This is a genomic window from Microcystis sp. Msp_OC_L_20101000_S702 (assembly GCF_007095705.1).
In the GTDB taxonomy this organism is placed as follows: domain Bacteria; phylum Cyanobacteriota; class Cyanobacteriia; order Cyanobacteriales; family Microcystaceae; genus Microcystis; species Microcystis ichthyoblabe_A.
The window spans coordinates 17,499-37,712 of record NZ_SFBO01000155.1; the positions used below are offsets into that span (position 1 = coordinate 17,499).

The following is a 20,214-nucleotide window of genomic DNA, read 5'->3' on the forward strand; positions in this document are numbered from 1 at the left end:
TTAAAATCATAAAACGAACTAAATTAAAATTTTAATCAAATTAATATCTTGTTTCGATGAATTATATCCCTTTTTTAAAACTTTTGAAGGAGCATAATAAATTTGACCATATTCTAAAAACTGTCCTTCATTTTCTATGGAGATTTCTAATTTTCCATTCAAAATAAATCCGATTTCTTCTTGCTCACCTTGATGTGGGGGAATGGAATAACCAGAAGGGATTTTCATCATGACAATTTCAAACCAAGAACCCTTAACAGATTGACAAGGTAAATGAGTGATTTTATCTTGGTTGTTGGATAGTGTTAATAAAACATCTTCTGACGGTAAAGCAGAGGTAATCCGTTTAAGATCAAATCCAATCATCGGTTCTGATAAAGGATTAAAAGCACCATGAGGAATATTGCCATCAGCTATATAAACATCTTGCAAAGGTCTTAAGGGTTTAATCAAATCTTTAATATACAGTTCTAGTTCTGCTGAGAATACCATGCCAATTTGACTTTCAGGATGTTGGTGGGATTCAAGTTTAGCATTAGGAGCTATAACGTATAATTGAAAAATGGTATCTTGGCATTGAAAAACCTCTAATTCTACATGATGATTGAGTTTAAGAGGATCGGGAATTGGGAAAAATTCAGACATGATTTTAGGGTACAGGTTCAAAATGAAATTGAGAGGTTAAATCTCAATTATTTTTATGTGATGAAGGCAACTATTTTGAGCGGATAGGTAGCTTTTTTAGGTATGCACTGGTAAATAAATACTTTGAATCATGGTGTTTTCCTTTTTGTGAAATAAAGACCAACTCATCTCAATTTTACCATATTGTGAAATAAATTCTAAATCATATTCTCGGAGGGCATTTTCATTGGTAATGGCTAAATCTGCCAACCCTTGTTTAACTTGAATAGCGGCCACACTGGTAGAATTGACAAATTTGATTTTAATCTTATTTTGATTCAGGTCGCCTGGTAATAAATAGGGAAGTAAAGGAAGAGGAGCGGGATGAGTAACCAGGGTACAATTTTCTAAAACGATTTCTTCATTTTTTCGCTTGGCTAATCCGTAAACGGGTGTGGGATAGGTGAAGATAAAACCTAGTTTAAAACTCGGTTCCATATAGAAATCATTAATTTTTTCATAGGCATGGGGTACTAACGCCAAATCTATCTGATTTTCGAGTAAAGATTCTTTTAAATCTGTAAAGCTATCAAATAAATGACTATTAACCGAAATCTGTTGTAATTTCCATTGAGAAATTAGATAATTTAAGGTTTGTTCACTACTGGTTTCTTTTGGACCCAAAGTGCCAACGCTTAAGGTTTTGACATCAAGCTGGGGATAACACAATTCCATTGAAAACTTTAACATGGTTTTAAGGCTCCTGAATTTTTAAGGGTGGATAAATTAGGATTTCCGGTGCAAAATAAAACAATTTCAAGTTCAGCAATTAAAAATTTTACCAACTCATCAACGGCGGCTTCTGATTCAATCGCTGCTACGAGAAACGGTCGAGCCAACCCTCCTAAATCGGCTCCTAAAGCGATGGATTTGGCAAGGTCTAAGCCATTTTTTAAGCCCCCAGAAGCAATTAAAGGAATGGTTGAATTCATCGACCGAATGGCGGTAATACATTCAGCCGTAGGTAAACCCCAATCGGCAAAAACTTGTCCGAGATGCCTTTGTCTGTTGTCTTTGGCTCTTTGGCTTTCGACTTTGGCCCAGGACGTGCCTCCGGCTCCCGCCACATCAATCGCGGCGACTCCGGCTTCAATTAATTGTTTGGCCATCACCGCAGAGATGCCATTTCCGACTTCTTTGGCGATGACAGGAACGGGTAATTGAGCGCAAATTTGCTGAATTTTAGCGAGTAACCCTTTAAAATTAGAATCGCCTCCCGATTGCACCCATTCTTGTAAAGGATTGAGATGCAGAATTAAGGCATCAGCTTCTAATAATTCCACCAATTTTAAACAGTCTTCTAAACCGCAGCCGTAATTTAACTGTACAGCCCCTAAATTCGCTAACAGGAGAATATCCGGCGCCAGAGAACGGACTGCAAAGGTCGGCGCTAATTCCGGTTGTTCGAGTGCAATGCGTTGAGAACCCACCCCCATCGCTAAACCATAGCGTTGAGCGACCGTTGCCAATCGAGTATTGACTAAATGGGCTAATTCTGTTCCTCCGGTCATGGAAGAGATGAGAATTGGAGCTTTTAGAGATTTCCCCAAAAAGGTTGTCCCCAGTTCAATATCGCTACGGTCAAGTTCAGGAAGACAACAATGGGTAAAACGATATTTTTCTAAACCGTTTGTAAGTTGTTGAAACTCTACATCTTCTTCGATACAAACTCGCAGATGTTCGCTTTTACGATTTTCAATTTCACTGGGAAGATTAGGCGATGACATAGTTGTTATCAAGCATGAGGGTTAAACATTAAATTGAGTTTAAAAATCGAGTTCTGAAAGCAGTTCATCTAGTTCTACCTGATTAAGATCCGCATCGGGAAAATCCGATGGAGTATAGCCTCCTTCTACCGATAAACAATGGTTAATCAGGCTTTCTAAAGAATCTCGATAGGCAGCGGCTAAATTTTTGATCGTTGTTTGATGATGAAAATTTTCACTATATTGCCATTCCATATCAAGTTGCCCATCAACCACAATTCCATGAATCGCAATTAAATGGGAACGTTGTCCCAAAGGACTATGAATGGAACCACTGGACTCTTGAGATAATTTCCAGCCTATCTCGCCGATTTGATGGCTGGTAAATTGACCTAAATAATTAAAGCTGACTTGAGCTTTAGGATGATTTTTTAACGGGGATTGAATTGTTAAATCTGAGTTGAGATAATATCCAATTCCATAATCAAATCCTCGATTCGGAATTTGTCTTAACTGCTCTTTAATGGACTTGAGACACTCACCCGGATGGTGAAGATTTTCTAAGGTCAAAAAGACGGGGAAAATACTGGTAAACCAACCCACAGTTCGAGATAAATTCACGGATTCAATTACATTCTCTCTTCCATGACCTTCCATGTCAAGCAAAAGCTTATAATTTCCTGTCCAACGGCCAAAAGCTTGGACTAAAGCGGTCAATAGAATATCATTAATTTGGGTGTTATAAGCTTGCGGAACCTCCTGTAAGAGTAAGCGGGTTTGTTCTTCGGTTAAGGTGAAAGAGACCGTTTTTGCATGGGCAACAATGTTGGACTGAGCTTCACCTTGACAGTCCAAAGGAAGAGGAGAAATTGAGGGAAAATCACGGTTTAGCCAATACTTGAATTGAGCGTGAAATTCTGGGGTTTTCGCATAGTTTTGCAGTTCCTCAGCCCAAGTTTTAAAAGAACTGGTTTTAGGAGTAAGTTGCAGGGGCTTTTGGGTTTCTAATTGGTGGTAAATAGTGACGAAATCTTCGAGGATAATCCGCCAAGAAATTCCATCTACTGCTAAATGATGAATTACAATTAACATTTTTCCCCTCTCACCCAAGGCGAAGAAAACCACCGCCATTAAGGGGCCTTCCTCTAAATTCAGTACCCGTTGTTGAACCTCGGAAATTTCTGCGATCTTGGTCAATTGTTCATCGCAAGATAGACGGGATAAATCCACCTTTTCAAAAGCGAAATTATTGCAATCATCGCTGTGATTTTGTTGCCATTGTTCTCCTTGTTGCACAAACCGTAACCGCAAGGCATCATGGTGATAGAGTAATTTAGAAATAGTTTGTTTTAATAAATCTGGTGGTAGATTATTGGGAACTTCTAACAAGATAGATTGATTAAAGTGATGACGTTCGGGCCAGTTTTGTTCAAAAAACCATTTTTGAATCGGAGTTAAGGGGACTTCACCTGTAACTAATCCCTGGTCAATTTCAGTGATAGCAGTTGTCTCCGATACGAGTGCTAATTGAGCGATGGTTTGATGACTAAATAACTGTTTAGGAGTAATTTGTAATCCCACTTGATTAGCTTTAGCGACAATTTGAATGGCGATAATTGAATCGCCTCCTAATTCAAAGAAATTCTCATTAATACTAATTTGATTTTGCCCTAAAACTTCCTGCCAAATTTGGGCTAGAATTGTTTCTTTCTCGGTACTAGGAAGAAGATAATTTTCTAATTCATTAACATCAATTTCTGGTCTAGGTAAAACACTGCGATCAATTTTTCCATTCTGATTAAGAGTAAAAGCATCTAAGAAAATCAAGAAAGCAGGAATCATATAATTGGGAAGCTTTTCTTGGAGAAAAATTCGTAATTCTGGCTGAGTGAGTTGTTTATCTTTCGGAACAACATAAGCATACAAACGCTTGATTCCAAGTAGATCTTCTCTGGCGATAACAATTCCATCTTTGACTTGAGGATGCTGAAATAAAACGGCTTCTATTTCGCCTAATTCAATTCTAAAACCTCTGATTTTTACCTGATGATCAATCCGTCCAATAAATTCAATATTCCCATCGGCTAAATAGCGTACTATATCACCTGTTTTATACAGACGTGCTGACGAATCTTGACTAAAAGGATTGGGAATAAATTTTTGTTCAGTTAAGTCAGGACGATTGAGATAACAACGGGCTAAACCATCACCACCAATATGCAATTCGCCTTTAACACCAATAGGAACAGGTTGCAAATAGGGATCAAGAATATAAATTTCTGTATTAGCTAAAGGACGACCAATTGGAATAGTTGTAGCTTCTGAAGGAATATTTTTAATTAAATACCAAGAGGTAAAAGTTGTGCTTTCTGTTGGCCCATAAACATGAAGTAAATTTTGAGCGGTTCCTTTATTAAGGGATTCTTTGACCCATTGAGGATCAACTGCTTCGCCACCAAAAAGTAAATATCTTAAGCTTTGAAAAGCATGGGGAATAGTCTGAACTAACTGATTAAATAACGCTGTCGTTAAGAATAAAATAGTAATTTGATATTTTTGGAGAAAATGAACAAATTTTTCAGGAGAAAGAACTCTATCTTTATCTACTCCTATTAACTGTGCGCCATGTATCAGCGCCCCCCAAATTTCAAAAGTAGCGGCATCAAAAGAAGGATTAGAAACCTGAGCCATTCTATCAGTTGGTTTTAAATATATATAGTTAGTATTACAGACTAAACGAGTCACTCCTCGATGGGGAATAGCAACTCCTTTAGGTTTACCTGTAGAACCTGAAGTATAGATGACGTAGGCTAAATTCTCAGCGTTAACATGACTGAGAGGATTCTGTTTACTTTGTTGTTTAATTGGGTCTTCATCTTGTTCTAAACAAATCAATTGATTGACTGTTGTTGGTAGTTTTTTGATGAGGTGCTGTTGCGTTAATAAAATTTTGATTTCAGCATCATTTATGATAGATTCAAGTCGTTCTTCGGGATAGCTTGTGTCCAGTGGTACATAAGCTCCTCCAGCTTTTAAGATTCCTAAAAATCCAATAATCATTAAGGGCAATCGCTCGACACAAATCCCAATTAATTGATCTGGTTTAACCCCTAATTTTTGTAAATAACGGGCAATCTGATTGGCTTTTTGATTTAACTGTTCATAGGTGAGGGATTGTTCTCCATCGATGACCGCTATAGCATCAGGTGTTTTAACAACCTGTTCTTCAAATAACTGATGAATACATAGATTTTGAGGATAGTCTTGTTGAGTTTGATTCCATTCTACTAATAATTGCTGTTTTTCCGATTCAGTCAGTAACGGTAATTCCCCGATGGTTTGCTGAGGATTGGCTACAATTCCTTTTAATAAAGTTTGGAAATGACCCACCATGCGGGTAATTCTTTCGGCGGTAAATAGGTCGCTGTCATATTCCCAAAAACCTTCTAAATAAGCTCCTTTTTCGGTTTCGATTTCCTCTAAAACTAAGCTGAGATCAAATTTAATTCTCTGTTGTTCAACGGCTAGATATTGAGCTTTTAAATTGGGTAATTCTAAAGCATTGAGGGGGGCATTTTGCATCGCAAACATTACCTGAAATAAGGGATTATAACTTAAACTTCGTTCGATTTCTAACCCATCAACCACTTGCTCAAAGGGGACATCTTGATTGGCATACGCTTCTAAAACAACATTGCGAGCTTGCTGTAATAATCCCGAAAAAGTCGGATTTCCTTCTAGGGAATTCCGCAGCACTAAAGTATTGACAAAAAACCCAATCAAAGGTTCAATTTCTTGTCGGTTTCGGTTGGCGGTGGGTGTCCCGATTAAAATATCATCTTGACCACTATAACGAAAGAGTAAAGTGTTTAAAGCAGCCAGTAATGTCATAAATAAAGTCACCCCCGACTTTTGGCTCAAAAGTTTCAGTTTTTCTGTGAGTTCTGAGTCAATTTGAAACGAGATACTATGACCTCGAAAATTGGGAGTAGCTGGACGGGGTTTATCGGTTGGAAGTTCTAATAAAGGAGGAGCAGCCGTTAATTGTTTTTTCCAATAATTTAACTGATTTTCTAAGATTTCACCTTGTAACCATTGTCTTTGCCATACCGCAAAATCCGCATATTGTATGGCTAATTCGGGTAAATCTACGGTTGAATTGGATAAAAGTGCTTGATAAAATTTAGATAATTCTTTAAATAAAATGCCCTTTGACCAACCATCGATAATAATATGATGGAAAACGTTGACTAAAATATAATTTTCATATCCCAGATCAAACAGAGTACATCGTAATAGGGGAGATTGGGTTAAATCAAAGGGTTTTTGTAGTTCTTCAATAATCTGTTTATCAATTTGATCTTGGGAAATATCTTTTAAATTAATAACTAATAATTTAATCTTTAGAGATGGAGCAATTTTTTGAATAGGTTTTCCTTCAACCACTGGAAAGGTTGTCCGTAAGCTCTCATGGCGTTGAATAATAGCATTAATCGTTTGCTCTAAAATATCAATGTTTAAGCGTCCCGTTAAACGGATGGTTAGAGCTTCATTATAAGCCGAATTTTGCTGATCCATCTGATAGAGAAACCACATTCTCTGTTGAGCAAAAGATAGGGGTAAATCTTCAGTTCTGGCAACGCTATTAATTACGGATTCAAGGGGTTTAGATGGTGTTGTTGCACTTCTTAAAAAAGTGAGAATTTCTGGTTTTCTTGTCCCGATTTCTTGCTTAATTTCTGGTGTCATTGCTCCTTGGGGAGCTTGATATTTTAACTTTTCTTCCTCAAGCCAAAGCTTGATGTCTAAACTATTTAAGTAAGATAAAAATTCTGCGACTTTCATTAATAGTATCCTTTTCCTTAATTAATGTTCTGGTATTTTTGGAATGGGGGTGATGTTTGGCTGGGTTCAGTAGCCCTAACTTGAGCTACTGTTAGAAATCCAATCAACTTGATTCGTCTATTTTTATCGGTTTATTGCCTCTAAATATTGTTTTTTAATGCTGTGTAAATTACGAGGTTCGTTCTTAGGAGAAAACAGCCCATCAGTCTCCCATTTACTGGCATCCAAACTAATTGCCCAAGCATTTAACCAGGGGTGTTCGTTAATTTTAGTTAACAGTTCGGGACTGGTATCTTCTAAGGCAATTTGAAAAATGACTTGAGCAAATTCTTCTAATAATTTTAAGCTGGCTCGATAAGCTTCTATGATTTCAGCTTCGGTTTTATTAGATTGTAAATTCCGGGTTCGCAGTTCATTCACAAAGGGGATTGCTAAGTAATCAATAAATTCAAAGCTAACCCGACCCAGGGATTGATTTGCCCAATCTCGGAATAGTTGTTGTATTCGATAGGAAAGGGGGAAAAATTCTGCATTAATCTGTTGAACTTTCGTTTTAAGTTCCGGGTCAAGGAAGATGGAATTAAACATCATTAAGCAACCAAATGTCCATCCAGCTAACGTATCCCAGATCATTTTTGTTGCCATCACTATCCCATTTCCCATACAGTTGTAGGAATTTTGGATATTAAAGGTTAACCCATCGTGATAGGTTAAATAAAAGTGATTGGCATCGTCAACTCTTTCGGGAGTTAGTTGACCTTTAAGGTCAAGTTCAATCATTTGGGTGGTTAAAGAATTGCCAAAACCAATACTATCTGAACCAGGGGAATAAAAAGGATCGGGAAATAAACCGGCTTCACCAACACAAGTCCAACGATCAAAGGAAAAGACTTGTTTGGAGGAGTAACTATATTTCGGCATCTTTCTAAAGTCTTCTGGGGATTTACCTTCTAAATGAGCCGCTAAAACGGGTTCATTTTCCCTTAACCACTGAAAGGCTAATTCATAGTTATGATAATTTTTTAACGGGTGAATATCTTGACGAGTCACAATGCCAATACTGGTATAACCTGTGGATAAAGGAATTAACCAAACCCAGTATCCTTCACCGCATAAATGATTTGTAGAATAATAACGGTTGTTATTAGGAACACGCCGATGCCATTTTTCTTCACTGGCTGGCACAAAATTGCTGACATCAAAACGACCCTCAACTCGGAACCAAACCGCACTGTAATTATTATGATTAGGTTTCGCTAAACCGAGTTTCTTCTGTATAAATCGACGGCGACCCATCGCATCGACAACCCATCGGGATTTAATACAATGAGTTTTTTGATTCGCTCCACTGCCTTGAGTATAAATAATTTTATGCTGTTGCTGTAGCCCTTCAGCAAACTCGATGTCTTTAACCGAACAATTTTCTTTAAGGTCAATTCCTGCTTCAATATTAAATTGGCGTAAATCATTTTCTAATTTACCCCGATCAATTTGATAAGATTTAGGATCATGAAACTCTGATAATCCCAGTTCAGGTCTTTTATGAAATTCAGTTTCTTGAGGTTTGAAAAAATAGCGTAATCCCAATTTAGGCAAATGTTGATGATCAAAATAATCGGTTAACTGAAGCGTATTTGCTAAATAAAAAGCCCCGACTTCAACGGTTGATTCTCCCACTTTAAAACCAGCTTCGGGTAAAGGACGAGCCATTTTATCAAGAACAACAACGGAAAGATTAGGTTGTTTAAGTTTTAACTGTCTCCCTAAGGTTAAACCCGCTAATCCACCGCCACAAATTGCCACATCATAGTCTGTTTCCGAACTAAAATTGTCAGCTTGTTCACGCAATAAAACGATGAGTTCTTCTTTATGCTCTTTCAATTGTTCGAGTAAATCGGGAGTCATAACACCTTGAGGAGAACGATAGCGCAGCTTATCCCCTTCCATCCAAATTGTCACACCTAAATGATTCAGATCCGATAAAAATTCAACTGTTTTCATAAATTTAAGTCCCTCAAAGACTAAATACTATAGACCAAACAAAAATTATCAATGGCGGGGAGTCGGTGGTTATTGTTAAAGTCAGTTGCTATGGGAGCAACCGCTTACATACTCCACAAAAAGACTGTTTTAAACCGAAACTATTTATAGCATATTCTGGATGATAAATTTTAGTGATGGATACAATTTTTTACATTTTTTTCCAAAATGGATCTGAAAAGCTTAAATTTTAGTTAAGCTATTTTCATAATTCTCCTTCTTCATAATTTTCTGCGGCTGTTGCCATAACTTTACCACTTTTGGATAGACTGTGACTATTGTTGGCTACATTAAGCACCTCAATCGTTTGAGTTAAACTGGCAACGGTTGGGTATTCTAATAAACTGTGCAACGACAATTCTACCGAGAAAACATCGCGTAAACGAGAAATAACTTGACTCGCCAGTAAAGAATGTCCTCCTAGTTCAAAGAAATTGTCATGAATTCCAATTTGAGATAGATTTAACACCTTTTGCCAAATGTTAGCAACTTGACGTTCAGCTTCCGTTCTGGGTGCTATCAATTCGTTATTTTCTTTGCCTTGGAGTTCCTTGAGTAATTGCCGCTTATCAATGTCTCCATTATCCTTAATAGGCAGAGATTGTCGCAGCACCAGGGGACATTGATAGGACGTTCCAAATCGATCTTTTAGACTAACATGATTAGGTAGATTGACCGATTGAACTGTAGATTTACGAGTGTAATAAGCCGTTAACTTTTGGCATCCTTCAGACCTAGATGTGAAACGATTAATCTTGCTATTACTCCCATCTAAACCGATTATTAATTGTCTTTGGTTGTGATATAAACTCGTTAGAAATGAGTCTAAACCTTGCCGCACCGTCATATCATAATACCCTTGAGATCGAGTTATGTATTGCATCTGATAACCTTGGCTTATCCCAGTTTCTTGCCAAGTTGTCCAACTATAACAATAACTGGGGAACAAATTCTTAGATTTTTGATAGGTATTCAAAGACTCAAGGAAACTATTAGCCGCCGCGTAGGAACCCAAAGCCGCTCCTCCAAAAAAACTAGCCAAGGAAGAAAAACTAATAAAAACTCCCTGAGATTCTTTGAGGAGTTGATGTAAAACCCAAGTTCCTATTACTTTAGGACGAAGAATTGTCGATAAACCCTCTTGATTTTCGTCCAGAAGTAAACAATCTTTGTAAATTCCAGCCAGATGAATCACCCCATTAAGTTCTCCTTGCCATTCTCTTTTTACCTGTTCTACAGTCTGTTTAACTTGAGGGAAATTAGCCACATCTACCGCTTGATAAATTACTTCTCCCCCAAGGTTTTCTAAAGCTTGGAGACTTTTTATTTTTAAGGATAATTGATCTTCGGTTTTGAGGTACTCACTCCAAAGGTGTTTTTCTGGTAAAGGTGTTTTTCCAATTAACAGTAAACGAGCTTGATAATTTTCGAGCAAATACTGAGCAATTTGTCTGCCAATCCCCCCTAGTCCTCCAGTAATCAGATAAATTCCCCCTGATTTAAAGGGTAATTCCTGTTGGGTGTGTTGAAGTAAATTGACTTTTTCCAAACCTGCGATTAAACGTTTCCCGTTGCGATAGGCAATTTCTCTTTCCTTGGATAAAACCGATAGTTCTTGCAGCAGATAACTGACATTAATTTCGGTTTGATCCAGGGGTAAATCAACATGACGAGTATTTAACCAAGGAAGTTCTTGAGCTAGGGTTTTGATCAGTCCTAAAACTGGAGATTTTTCATAGGCAATTTCATCGGTTTCTATGACAAATTGACTATAACTAGAAACAAATAGCAATTGAATTTTTGAGTTAAAATCATGAGTTTTAGCTAAAGCTTGAACTAGAAATAATAAATCATAGGTTCCTTTTTCTAGTGCTTTTTCTAACTGTTCAATTGTTGAAATTTCTCCCTGATAGTCTTGATAAGTCCCCAGATGAATAATATTGCTAAGGATAATTTTTCGCTCGGATAAAGATGCCATTAACTGTTGATAATGATTGGCTGTCCCGGGTCTGAGGGTATAGCAATTTTGACTGATTTGAGAAAATTCTTCCGCTGCTAAAACCGTGATACAGGGTAAGTTTTGCCCTTGAATTTTTTCTGCTAAAGATGCTCCTAAACCCAAGCAATCCAGAAAAATTAAACTACAATACTTGGAAAGTTCGGGTTTTAAGTTAACTGGAGATCGAGGTTTCCAAACTTTCTGGTAAAACCAATCAGGAATGGTTTGAGCGTTTTCTAATAAAATATCTATTTCTTTTAAAATAGAATTAAATTCTCCATTTCCGAACCGTTTTGTTAATCGCGATCGCTGAATTTTACCAATAGAAGTTTTAGGAATCTCCGTTTTATTTAAGGGGATTAAATATTCAGGATTAACCCCAAAACTGTTAATTACTTTTCGTCTAATCTTTTTCAGAAGTTCCGCTAGATGCTGGTGGTCAAAGGTTTCTGCACTAAAAAATAAAGCTAATTGATCGGTACTATTCCTAGGATCATAAACAGCACAAGCGGCGGTGTAGGACACTTCTACTTCTTCAATGGTTTCAACCACATTTTCAATTTCATGGCTATAATAATTGACTCCATTAATAATAATGGTTTCTTTACTTCTTCCAGTAATAACTAAATGACCGTTACTAATAAATGCTAAATCTCCTGTCTTAAACCAGCCATCTTTTAAGAAAGCGTCTTGATTCGCTTCTGGGTTTTTATAATACCCCGGTGAAACTGCATCTCCTTTAACTTGTAAATGACCAATGGTTTCTTCTGGTAATAGGGAATTATCAGCATTAACAATTCTAATCGATATCCCCGGAATGGGTAATCCTAAATCCGTAAAGGTTGCACCATTGGGATGTTCAGGATGGACTCGTTTTAGGGAAGAATTCAAGGATAATTTATCAACCGTATGAAAGAGTAATGGCTGTTGATCTGTAGGCTGATAATAGGTAATTCCTGACCCCATTTCTGCCATCCCAAAAGCAGGACGCATCGCCGTTTTTTTCAGATTATATTGAAGATGAAGGGTGTTAATAAATTCTCCAACTGCTTGACCAGAAACGGCTTCACCCGCCGCTAAAAAGAATTTGACACAATCTAAATTCCAATTTTGATCGGGTTCTTTTTTTAAAGCTTCATTGATCAAATTATAAGCAAAATTAGGAGCCCAACTATGGGTAATTCGATATTGATCAATTAAATCTAACCAATTCAAAGGACGACCTAATATATATTCAGTTTGAACATAAACCATTTGGCATCCTAACTCGACACAGCGAATATTCCAGTCTGAAATACTTCCAATATGATCAAAAGGAAGCCAATTAAGAATAATATCGTCGTTTTGATGTTCACAAATGATGTTTGTTCCTCGCGCACGAGAGATGACATTTTTATGGGTTAATGAGATACATTTCGGTATTCCTGTACTGCCTGATGTTAGATTAAAGAACGCAATATCACCCGGTTCACCAATAGGAGGTTGATGGGGAGAATGAGTTTTTAATTCTTCCATAAAACTCAAGCTTAAGGTTTGATTAGGCAACCATTGTTCTAAATATTTTATCTCTTGCTGACGGGATTGATTGGTGATAATAATAGGCTCATCTAACAACTGCCAAACTTGACATATTTTATGAATTTCATTATTAAAATCTTTATAGCTGGGTGGCACTGAAATAATAACAGGAATAAATCCCCCTAAAAGACACCCCCAAAATGCGGAAATGATATCATAGTTTTCCGATAGCTGAAGAATTACTTTATCTTGAGCTTGTAAACCCTGCTTTTGTAATCCGGCTTGTATTTGTTGAGCGTCTTCCCATAATTGTTGATAAGATTGAAAAACTTCTGAACCATTAGATTGAATATAAATAATCCCTTTATTTGAATAATTTTCAGCAGCTTTTTGGAGGATTTCTGCCAAGGTTTTCGGTTGAAGTTCAGATTCTTCTAAAAGCTGTCCGTGACTGATTCCAGCTTGAGTGTTAGAAGTGTGAATCCCCAGATGAATCGGGGTTTGAGATTCTTGATTATCATTTTTTTTCTCTATTTTTAAGGGCAATAATTCTGATAGATGTAGGGGTAAAATTTTGTTCTTTTTAGAAGTCATGACGACAGCGACTTGATCGACATCTGACAAAGAGCCTAGTTTTTCTTCTGTTTCCTGAACTTGATGATCATCGATAATTTCAATATTCTTTAATGCAGTTTCATCGACATCACCGCTATCGGTTAAGGGTAAACTGGAAATTTGCACATAGATATTAGGTAGAAGATTGTCCGGTAACTGAGACTGTAAATCGGAGGACAATTGTTCAGAATTCCAAGCTCCAGAGGAAACGATATAGGCGACTAATTCACCCTCTCGTACCATAAAATAGCAATCTTCAATCAAAGGATTTGATAAAAAGACTTCTGCTAATTTCTGACAATTTAATTTTGGATTTTTGTGTTCCGTCCTCATACCTAAAATCCTCGGTTCTGTGTACAGGCCAATTCAAGCCTGAATTGTATCACTGTCTGAGCTATCAGAGCATACCTCATTCGGGCTAGGATAGTCAAGATATTTTCGAGGACGATTGTTAAGCTTTTCGTAATTTAAATTGCCTGTTGAGATGAGGTACTTATGCAAGAGGCAAGACTCCCCCCAACTTTCCCACTTCCGGGGGGTGGGGGAGATTCGGCTAATCCAAGAATAAGGGATTTAGAGCCGTCTGAGCTTAGTCCATTAGTCGGCTCGTTTAATCCCCTCTCCCAAGAATGATCAGGAGTAGCAAAATAAGGTTCTTCCTTACTTGGTATGGTTCGATAGGGGGGCATAAATCGACTAAATCTTTATCTGGCAAGAGATTTAATTGATTAGTTCGCTCCAGATCGCAAACAATTGACAAAAATTGCGGTAATGTCTGTTTCTATAAGGGTTTCATCCCTTATAACCCCCGTCCATTGCATAATCCTAGTTTCTCACTCAACTCTTGATGTCCAATAAATTCTTTGACCTTGTCACAAGGGTCGATTTTTCTTTTGTCAGAGGGAATCTCTTGGAAAAGTTTTTCTGCCACTAGATTGCTTTTACTTTAGCTTAGTTTTGATAGATCATTTGATAAGTAATAGGACAAAATTAACTTCTTGGAACACAATATCTAAAGCTCTGCCTTAAAATAGCATTAGTATTCAGGTAGAACCTAAAGAGAGCGTTCCCAGGTTCTACTTGGGAACTAGATATTACTCGGACTCTATTGGAGGACTTGAGGACGATTTACTTGAATATAGTAAAATGTAGAATTAGAGAGGGAAGTTATCGTTTTTCTAAGATAACTCGACCGACTTCTCTGCAACAGAAAGCGTTATATTTATTAGGGGTTTCCCTTAATTTATAGCCAGTAGCGAGCGGCACAAATTCTCTTAATCCCTGCCACAGCACAGGTTATGGCCTTTTGTCAACGGGGAAGTCTAGATCTTTAACAAATCTAATTTCACCGAAAGATTAATTTAACCTTGATCTGTCGGGACTGATTTCTTAACCTTTTAATAAATTGATTTTTCCTCCAGTCAGGCTAGAATCAGTAGGACTAGCATCCAAGATAATCGGGGTAACCTTGGTTAATCTAAGGCAGTGTAGCCTAAAAAAACGCCAAAAATAGTCAAATTTAGACTTGGGTGGCTTCTTACTAACTGTTTAATCTATTATTTAGGTATTAGACTCTATGGCTAAAGCTTCTACCGTAACTTCTGAAATCGATCTTAAAGATTCGCAATATTACTTTAACCGAGAATTAAGCTGGTTAGAATTTAATCGTCGCGTGCTTTATGAGGCACTTGATCCTCGGACTCCCCTACTGGAAAGATTAAAATTTACCGCCATTTTTTGTGCCAATCTCGACGAATTTTTTATGGTACGGGTGGCAGTGCTTAAACAACAGGTAGAGGCAAATGTAGCCGTTTTAAGTGCCGATGGCCGGACTGCCTCGGAACAGCTAACCGAGATCAGTAAACGTCTGCTTCCCCTTGTACAACAGCAGGATCGTCTTTTTGAACACACCCTAAAAAACCTCTTAGTAGAACAGGGAATTCATCTGATTAACTATGTAGATTTAAATCAAGAACAGCGCAATTATCTCCATGATTACTTTGAACAAAATATTTTCCCCGTTTTAACTCCTCTAGCGGTGGATCCTAGTCATCCTTTTCCCTATATTTCTAATCTTAGTCTCAATTTAGCCGTAGTCGTTCGCGATCCCGACACCGATAAAGAACTATTTGCCAGGGTGAAAGTGCCGCAGGTTTTCCCCCGTTTTCTGGCATTATCCAAGGAATTACGCCACCAAGATGGAAAAGCTTCGATCTGGACGGGAGTACCCCTTGAACAGGTGGTAATGCACAATTTAGAGGCACTTTTCCCCGGCATGATCATCCAAGAATGTTATCCTTTTCGGGTGACACGCAACGCCGATATCTCCGTCGAAGAAGATGAGGCCGATGATTTATTATTAGCGATCGAGGAAGAAGTACGCAAGCGCCGCATCGGTAAATCGGCAGTACGTCTGGAAATCCACAGTTCTACTCCTAGCAATATTAAAGACCGGATCATGCGCGATCTGGGACTTGAGGAGATCGATGTTTACGATGTGGATGGACTGCTAGGACACAAAGATTTATTTTATTTTCTGTCTTTACCCTGTCCCGAACTGAAAGATCCGCCTTGGAATCCTGTCACCCCACCGGTTTTACAGGGATTGCGAGAAATAGTTGACGGTAACGAAGACGGTATCCTAGAACAGGATGGCGAAGATATTTTTACTTTAATTCGCAATAACGATATTCTCGTTCATCACCCCTACCATTCCTTTAGTGCCTCAGTACAACAGTTTATCGCCCAGGCGGCCTATGATGCCCATGTTTTAGCGATTAAAATGACTTTGTATCGTACTTCCGGAGATTCCCCGATTGTCAATTCCCTGATTGCAGCCGCGGAAAATGGGAAACAGGTAGCGGCGTTAGTGGAACTAAAAGCACGCTTTGATGAGGAAAATAACATTAGTTGGGCGAAAAAGCTCGAACAAGCCGGAGTTCACGTTGTTTATGGCTTAGTTGGTCTAAAAACCCACACGAAAGTGGTTCTCGTGGTCAGAAAAGAAGGGGATAAAATCCGTCGTTATTTCCATATTGGCACGGGTAATTATAACCCAAAAACGGCTAAATTATACACTGATTTGGGTTTACTTAGCTGTCGTGAGGATTTAGGGGCAGATATCACCGATTTATTTAACTTTCTGACCGGATACTCTCGTCAGCAATCCTATCGCAAACTTTTAATTGCTCCGGTGAGTTTGCGAAAACGGATGTTAGCAATGATCGATCGCGAGGCCAAAAACTGTAAAAATGGCGGTACGGGGCGCATTGTGGCAAAAATGAACTCTATTGTCGATAAACCGATTATAGAAGCTTTATACGCCGCTTCTCGTGCCGGTGTGCAGATTGACTTGATTATTCGCGGCATCTGTTGTTTACGACCCGGATTGCCAGAAATAAGCGAAAATATCCGAGTAATTAGCATTATCGGCCGCTTTTTGGAACATTCCCGCATTTTTTACTTTTACAATGATGGTCAGGAGGAGGTTTATATTGGTAGCGCCGATTGGATGACGCGGAACCTGACTCGTCGCGTGGAAGCAGTGACACCCATTGATGAACCAGCGATCGCCAAGGAACTAGAAGAAATTCTCGGCATTATGTTGTCAGATAACCGACAAGCATGGGAATTACAATCCGATGGCAGTTATATTCAGCGTCGTCCTGACAATGAGGGACAGGAAAGCAGTACCCATGTAATTTTAATGGACAAAGCCCTTAAATCTGCGGGTATTAGTCCATAGGAACAGTGATCAGTTATTAGTTATCAGTTATCGGTTATCAACATTTTTCGCGGGTTAGACACAATGGCTGAAAATCTAGAGTTTTCGTTGAGGTGCGTCGATGCCTTGTCCAGTAAGGCTTTGAGCCTGATGACCGACAATCCTTGTACAGCCTAGCTTTGCAAAGCTAGTCTTGCTTCCAATTCGTGAAGCGTATGAATGGAAACCTTATCAGCCAGTTCGGATTCTTCGGATTCTTAGTCATCTTGCTTCCAATTCGTGAAGCGTATGAATGGAAACGCTGAAGCGCCCTTCAGCTGGTCGGGGTCTAAGTGCCTCTTGCTTCCAATTCGTGAAGCGTATGAATGGAAACAGGTAGAAGAGCTCCCAGTATAATCATCATCTCTTGCCTTGCTTCCAATTCGTGAAGCGTATGAATGGAAACCTTAAATGCGTCTACGGCGGAGCGAGTGGTAGCGGTTTCTTGCTTCCAATTCGTGAAGCGTATGAATGGAAACGGGTGGGATGTGGTTTACTCGGAAGGAGGTTGCCAACTTGCTTCCAATTCGTGAAGCGTATGAATGGAAACGAATTTGAAGTTTGAAAACTACAACTGCGATAAGCAGAATCTTGCTTCCAATTCGTGAAGCGTATGAATGGAAACCCTTAATGGCCGTGTGGGCTGCCAGAAGCTCTAAGCTTGCTTCCAATTCGTGAAGCGTATGAATGGAAACCACATCATCCCGTGAACAATGTGGGCGATAAGTTTGGCCTTGCTTCCAATTCGTGAAGCGTATGAATGGAAACCCTTTGCCTTGTCTAGTAGTTTCGCGGGTGACAACTTCTTCTTGCTTCCAATTCGTGAAGCGTATGAATGGAAAAGATGTGTAGGGTTAATTCATGAATTAACCCTACAATTTTTTTAATTCCAATTAGTTAAGCGTATGAATGGAAACAGAATGTCAGGGATCAATCCCATCTCATCGGTTAAGAAAAATCCGAGATTTCAGCGAGATTATGCGTCAGTGGGGACAAAAATTTCAGAGGAACTTTAACCAGACTGAACTCGGCAGAATAATTTATGCGGGAGGAGATGATTTTTTAGGCATCGTTTATAATAGCCAATTTCCTGATCCACAACTCGACTCGATCGATCTCGATCGAGTTCTCCACTGGCTACAAACTCCTCATAAGTAGGGTTTGCTGAATAAATGTGAAATGTAGGCAAGGTCAGGGTTTTGTGGCTTTTCTCGTGAAACAGGTGCAAGATTTTGAGAGAATCGTGCTTCAAAACCTTGCGTCTTCATCGGCCCGCGTCCTGTAGGGGCGAAGCATTCGGGCAGTAACCTATCGGTGAAACCGTAGATTTTCTATCCCAATGCTTCGCCCGTACTTTTTCAGCAAACCCTAAGTAGCGATCGCACTTTCAAAAGACCAAATAATCACATTTAAAGGATTTTGCTTTAAATCTTTTCATAAGTAGGTAGGCGTTAAAAGCTGTCAGATGCCCCCCTTATTAAGGGGGGATTAAGGGGGGATCCCCCCGCCTATCGGCACCCCCCTTATCAAGGGGGGCAGGGGGGATCGAACCTAAAATCCATTTTTAATTTAATTATAAGTGCAAATAATCTTTAGTGTAGAGCTTTTAATTTGCTTATGATTGGGTAGCGTTAAAAGTGTTGTTGTTCCATCTGGATTTTTTCTAATCATAGAAATATGCTCTTTTTATCTAACAATTGAAAAACCAAATTTTTCAAGAACTTTAATCACTTTGGCTTTAGGGGCATCAGCGGGAAATTTTGCCATTAGACTATTGCTTCTACAACAAAGGCTTCTAATAAAGATGAGTCAGCTTCGAGAACTGATTCCCCAAAGGTTTCAACATGAAAAGCGATCGCCGATTGCACATCAATAAGAGCATCTTCATAGGTATCACCCTCACCGACTACTACGCCTTGAATTCCCAATGGATAGGCGATATAGCCATCAGAATGTTTTTCCACAATGATTTTAATGGATTTCATAAATTCTTGACACTTTACAGGAATTTCCTGATCCTATCTCATTTCTATAGGACTTTGATAAGAAAACGATCGCCCCTCCCCATCATCAAAATCTCCAAAAAAGTTGACTCTCCAAAAGTGATCGCTATTCCTCATCATCAAAAAGCGATCGCATCCTCCAATTGTATCCCCACAAAACGTGATCGCTATTCTTAAACGATGCTATAGTCAGAATAGTGAGTTCTAATTACAAGAATGCAAGTTAAAGACCTAAGTGTTGAAGATTTTAAGTTTTTGATTCAAGAAACTGTTACGGAAACAGTTCAATCTCTACTAAATGATCCTGATGTTGATAAACAACTTAAAACCGAAGTCTCTCAATTTCTAGCTGACTCTTTACAGCGAACTCGAAATGGAGAACGGGGAATTTCTGCGGAAGAAGTAGCTCAAAGATTAGGATTAGATTGGTAATGCCTCGCCATATAGAATTTACCGATAAAGCTTTTGAAGGTTTAGAGTCGCTTACGGCAGTTGTTCGGGAGCGTGTCTTTAAAAAAGTTCGTTGGATAAATGAAAATTTTGATGATATTAGACATCAAAGTTTAAGTTCTAATTTAAGCGGTTTGTTTAAACTTAGAATTGGCGATTACAGGGTGATATATTCTTTTGATGATGACTTTATTACGATTCATCAAGTTGGTCATCGTCGAGATATTTATTCTGATTAGTTTTAGTTTAATTACTTCCATTCCAAAAAATTGCTCCTTCCAAAAGCGATCGCACTCCCCATCATCAAAATCTCCAAAAAAGTTGCTTCTCCCAAAAGTGATCGCTATTCCTCATCATCAAAAAGCGATGTCGTGCTGACAATGAGGGACAGGAAAGCAGTACCCATGTAATTTTAATGGAAAAAGCCCTTAAATCTGCGGGTATTAGTCCATAGGAACAGTGATCAGTTATCAGTTATCAGTTATCGGTTATCAACATTTTTCGCGGGTTAGACACAATGGCTGAAAATCTAGAGTTTTCGTTGAGGTGCGTCGATGCCTTGTCCAGTAAGGCTTTGAGCCTGATGACCGA

General features: G+C 38.5%; 11 protein-coding genes, 2 pseudogenes and 1 CRISPR repeat array. Of the genes and pseudogenes, 4 read left to right on the forward strand and 9 right to left on the reverse strand.

Annotated features, from left to right (window positions below; translation table 11 throughout):
- Nucleotides 1-18: 18 nt before the first annotated feature.
- From EWV60_RS16660 to EWV60_RS23440, 8 genes and pseudogenes are all read right to left on the reverse strand, one after another.
- Complete coding sequence (locus EWV60_RS16660; protein WP_147068694.1) at nucleotides 19-645, reverse strand: cupin domain-containing protein; 627 nt, start codon at nucleotides 643-645, stop codon at nucleotides 19-21.
- A gap of 96 nt (nucleotides 646-741) precedes the next feature.
- Nucleotides 742-1,374, reverse strand: coding sequence for a LysR family transcriptional regulator (locus EWV60_RS16665; RefSeq protein ID WP_108935933.1), 633 nt, complete (start codon nucleotides 1,372-1,374; stop codon nucleotides 742-744).
- Nucleotides 1,368-2,411: a type 2 isopentenyl-diphosphate Delta-isomerase gene (fni, locus tag EWV60_RS16670; RefSeq protein WP_287233498.1), complete on the reverse strand. Its 1,044-nt coding sequence runs from the start codon at nucleotides 2,409-2,411 to the stop codon at nucleotides 1,368-1,370. Before fni ends, EWV60_RS16665 begins: the two co-directional genes overlap by 7 nt.
- 39 nt (nucleotides 2,412-2,450) lie before the next feature.
- Nucleotides 2,451-7,235, reverse strand: a complete 4,785-nt coding sequence (locus EWV60_RS16675; protein ID WP_287233500.1) for a non-ribosomal peptide synthetase — start codon at nucleotides 7,233-7,235, stop codon at nucleotides 2,451-2,453.
- 123 nt (nucleotides 7,236-7,358) lie between these two features.
- Nucleotides 7,359-9,236: a TubC N-terminal docking domain-related protein gene (locus tag EWV60_RS16680; protein ID WP_287233503.1), complete on the reverse strand. Its 1,878-nt coding sequence runs from the start codon at nucleotides 9,234-9,236 to the stop codon at nucleotides 7,359-7,361.
- Nucleotides 9,237-9,480: 244 nt separating this feature from the next.
- A complete protein-coding gene (locus EWV60_RS16685; protein ID WP_353734402.1) occupies nucleotides 9,481-13,740 on the reverse strand; it encodes a non-ribosomal peptide synthetase in 4,260 nt (1,419 codons plus the stop codon).
- Between the two features lie 277 nt (nucleotides 13,741-14,017).
- Nucleotides 14,018-14,228, reverse strand: a pseudogene (locus tag EWV60_RS23295) (hypothetical protein).
- Between the two features lie 2 nt (nucleotides 14,229-14,230).
- A pseudogene (locus tag EWV60_RS23440) lies at nucleotides 14,231-14,353 on the reverse strand (IS30 family transposase); the annotation flags it as partial.
- Nucleotides 14,354-14,983: 630 nt separating this feature from the next.
- On the opposite strand from EWV60_RS23440, the gene ppk1 reads away from it, so the two are divergent.
- Both ppk1 and EWV60_RS16695 read left to right on the forward strand, forming a co-directional pair.
- Nucleotides 14,984-17,152 (forward strand): polyphosphate kinase 1, encoded by a 2,169-nt coding sequence (ppk1, locus tag EWV60_RS16690; RefSeq protein ID WP_103112936.1) that lies wholly within the window; start codon nucleotides 14,984-14,986, stop codon nucleotides 17,150-17,152.
- Between the two features lie 171 nt (nucleotides 17,153-17,323).
- A CRISPR array of direct repeats spans nucleotides 17,324-18,087; the repeat unit is 35 nt; unit sequence CTTGCTTCCAATTCGTGAAGCGTATGAATGGAAAC.
- Between the two features lie 61 nt (nucleotides 18,088-18,148).
- Nucleotides 18,149-18,328, forward strand: coding sequence for a hypothetical protein (locus EWV60_RS16695; protein WP_287233507.1), 180 nt, complete (start codon nucleotides 18,149-18,151; stop codon nucleotides 18,326-18,328).
- A gap of 608 nt (nucleotides 18,329-18,936) precedes the next feature.
- Here EWV60_RS16695 and EWV60_RS16700 read toward each other — a convergent pair.
- The gene (locus tag EWV60_RS16700) at nucleotides 18,937-19,155 is read right to left on the reverse strand and encodes a type II toxin-antitoxin system HicB family antitoxin (RefSeq protein ID WP_002795264.1); all 219 of its coding nucleotides are present in this window, start codon (nucleotides 19,153-19,155) and stop codon (nucleotides 18,937-18,939) included.
- 234 nt (nucleotides 19,156-19,389) lie between these two features.
- Between EWV60_RS16700 and EWV60_RS16705 the strand changes: the two genes are divergently transcribed.
- A complete protein-coding gene (locus EWV60_RS16705; RefSeq protein ID WP_271937179.1) occupies nucleotides 19,390-19,605 on the forward strand; it encodes a hypothetical protein in 216 nt (71 codons plus the stop codon).
- Nucleotides 19,605-19,862 (forward strand): type II toxin-antitoxin system RelE family toxin, encoded by a 258-nt coding sequence (locus tag EWV60_RS16710; RefSeq protein ID WP_002775005.1) that lies wholly within the window; start codon nucleotides 19,605-19,607, stop codon nucleotides 19,860-19,862. Before EWV60_RS16705 ends, EWV60_RS16710 begins: the two co-directional genes overlap by 1 nt.
- Nucleotides 19,863-20,214: the final 352 nt, after the last annotated feature.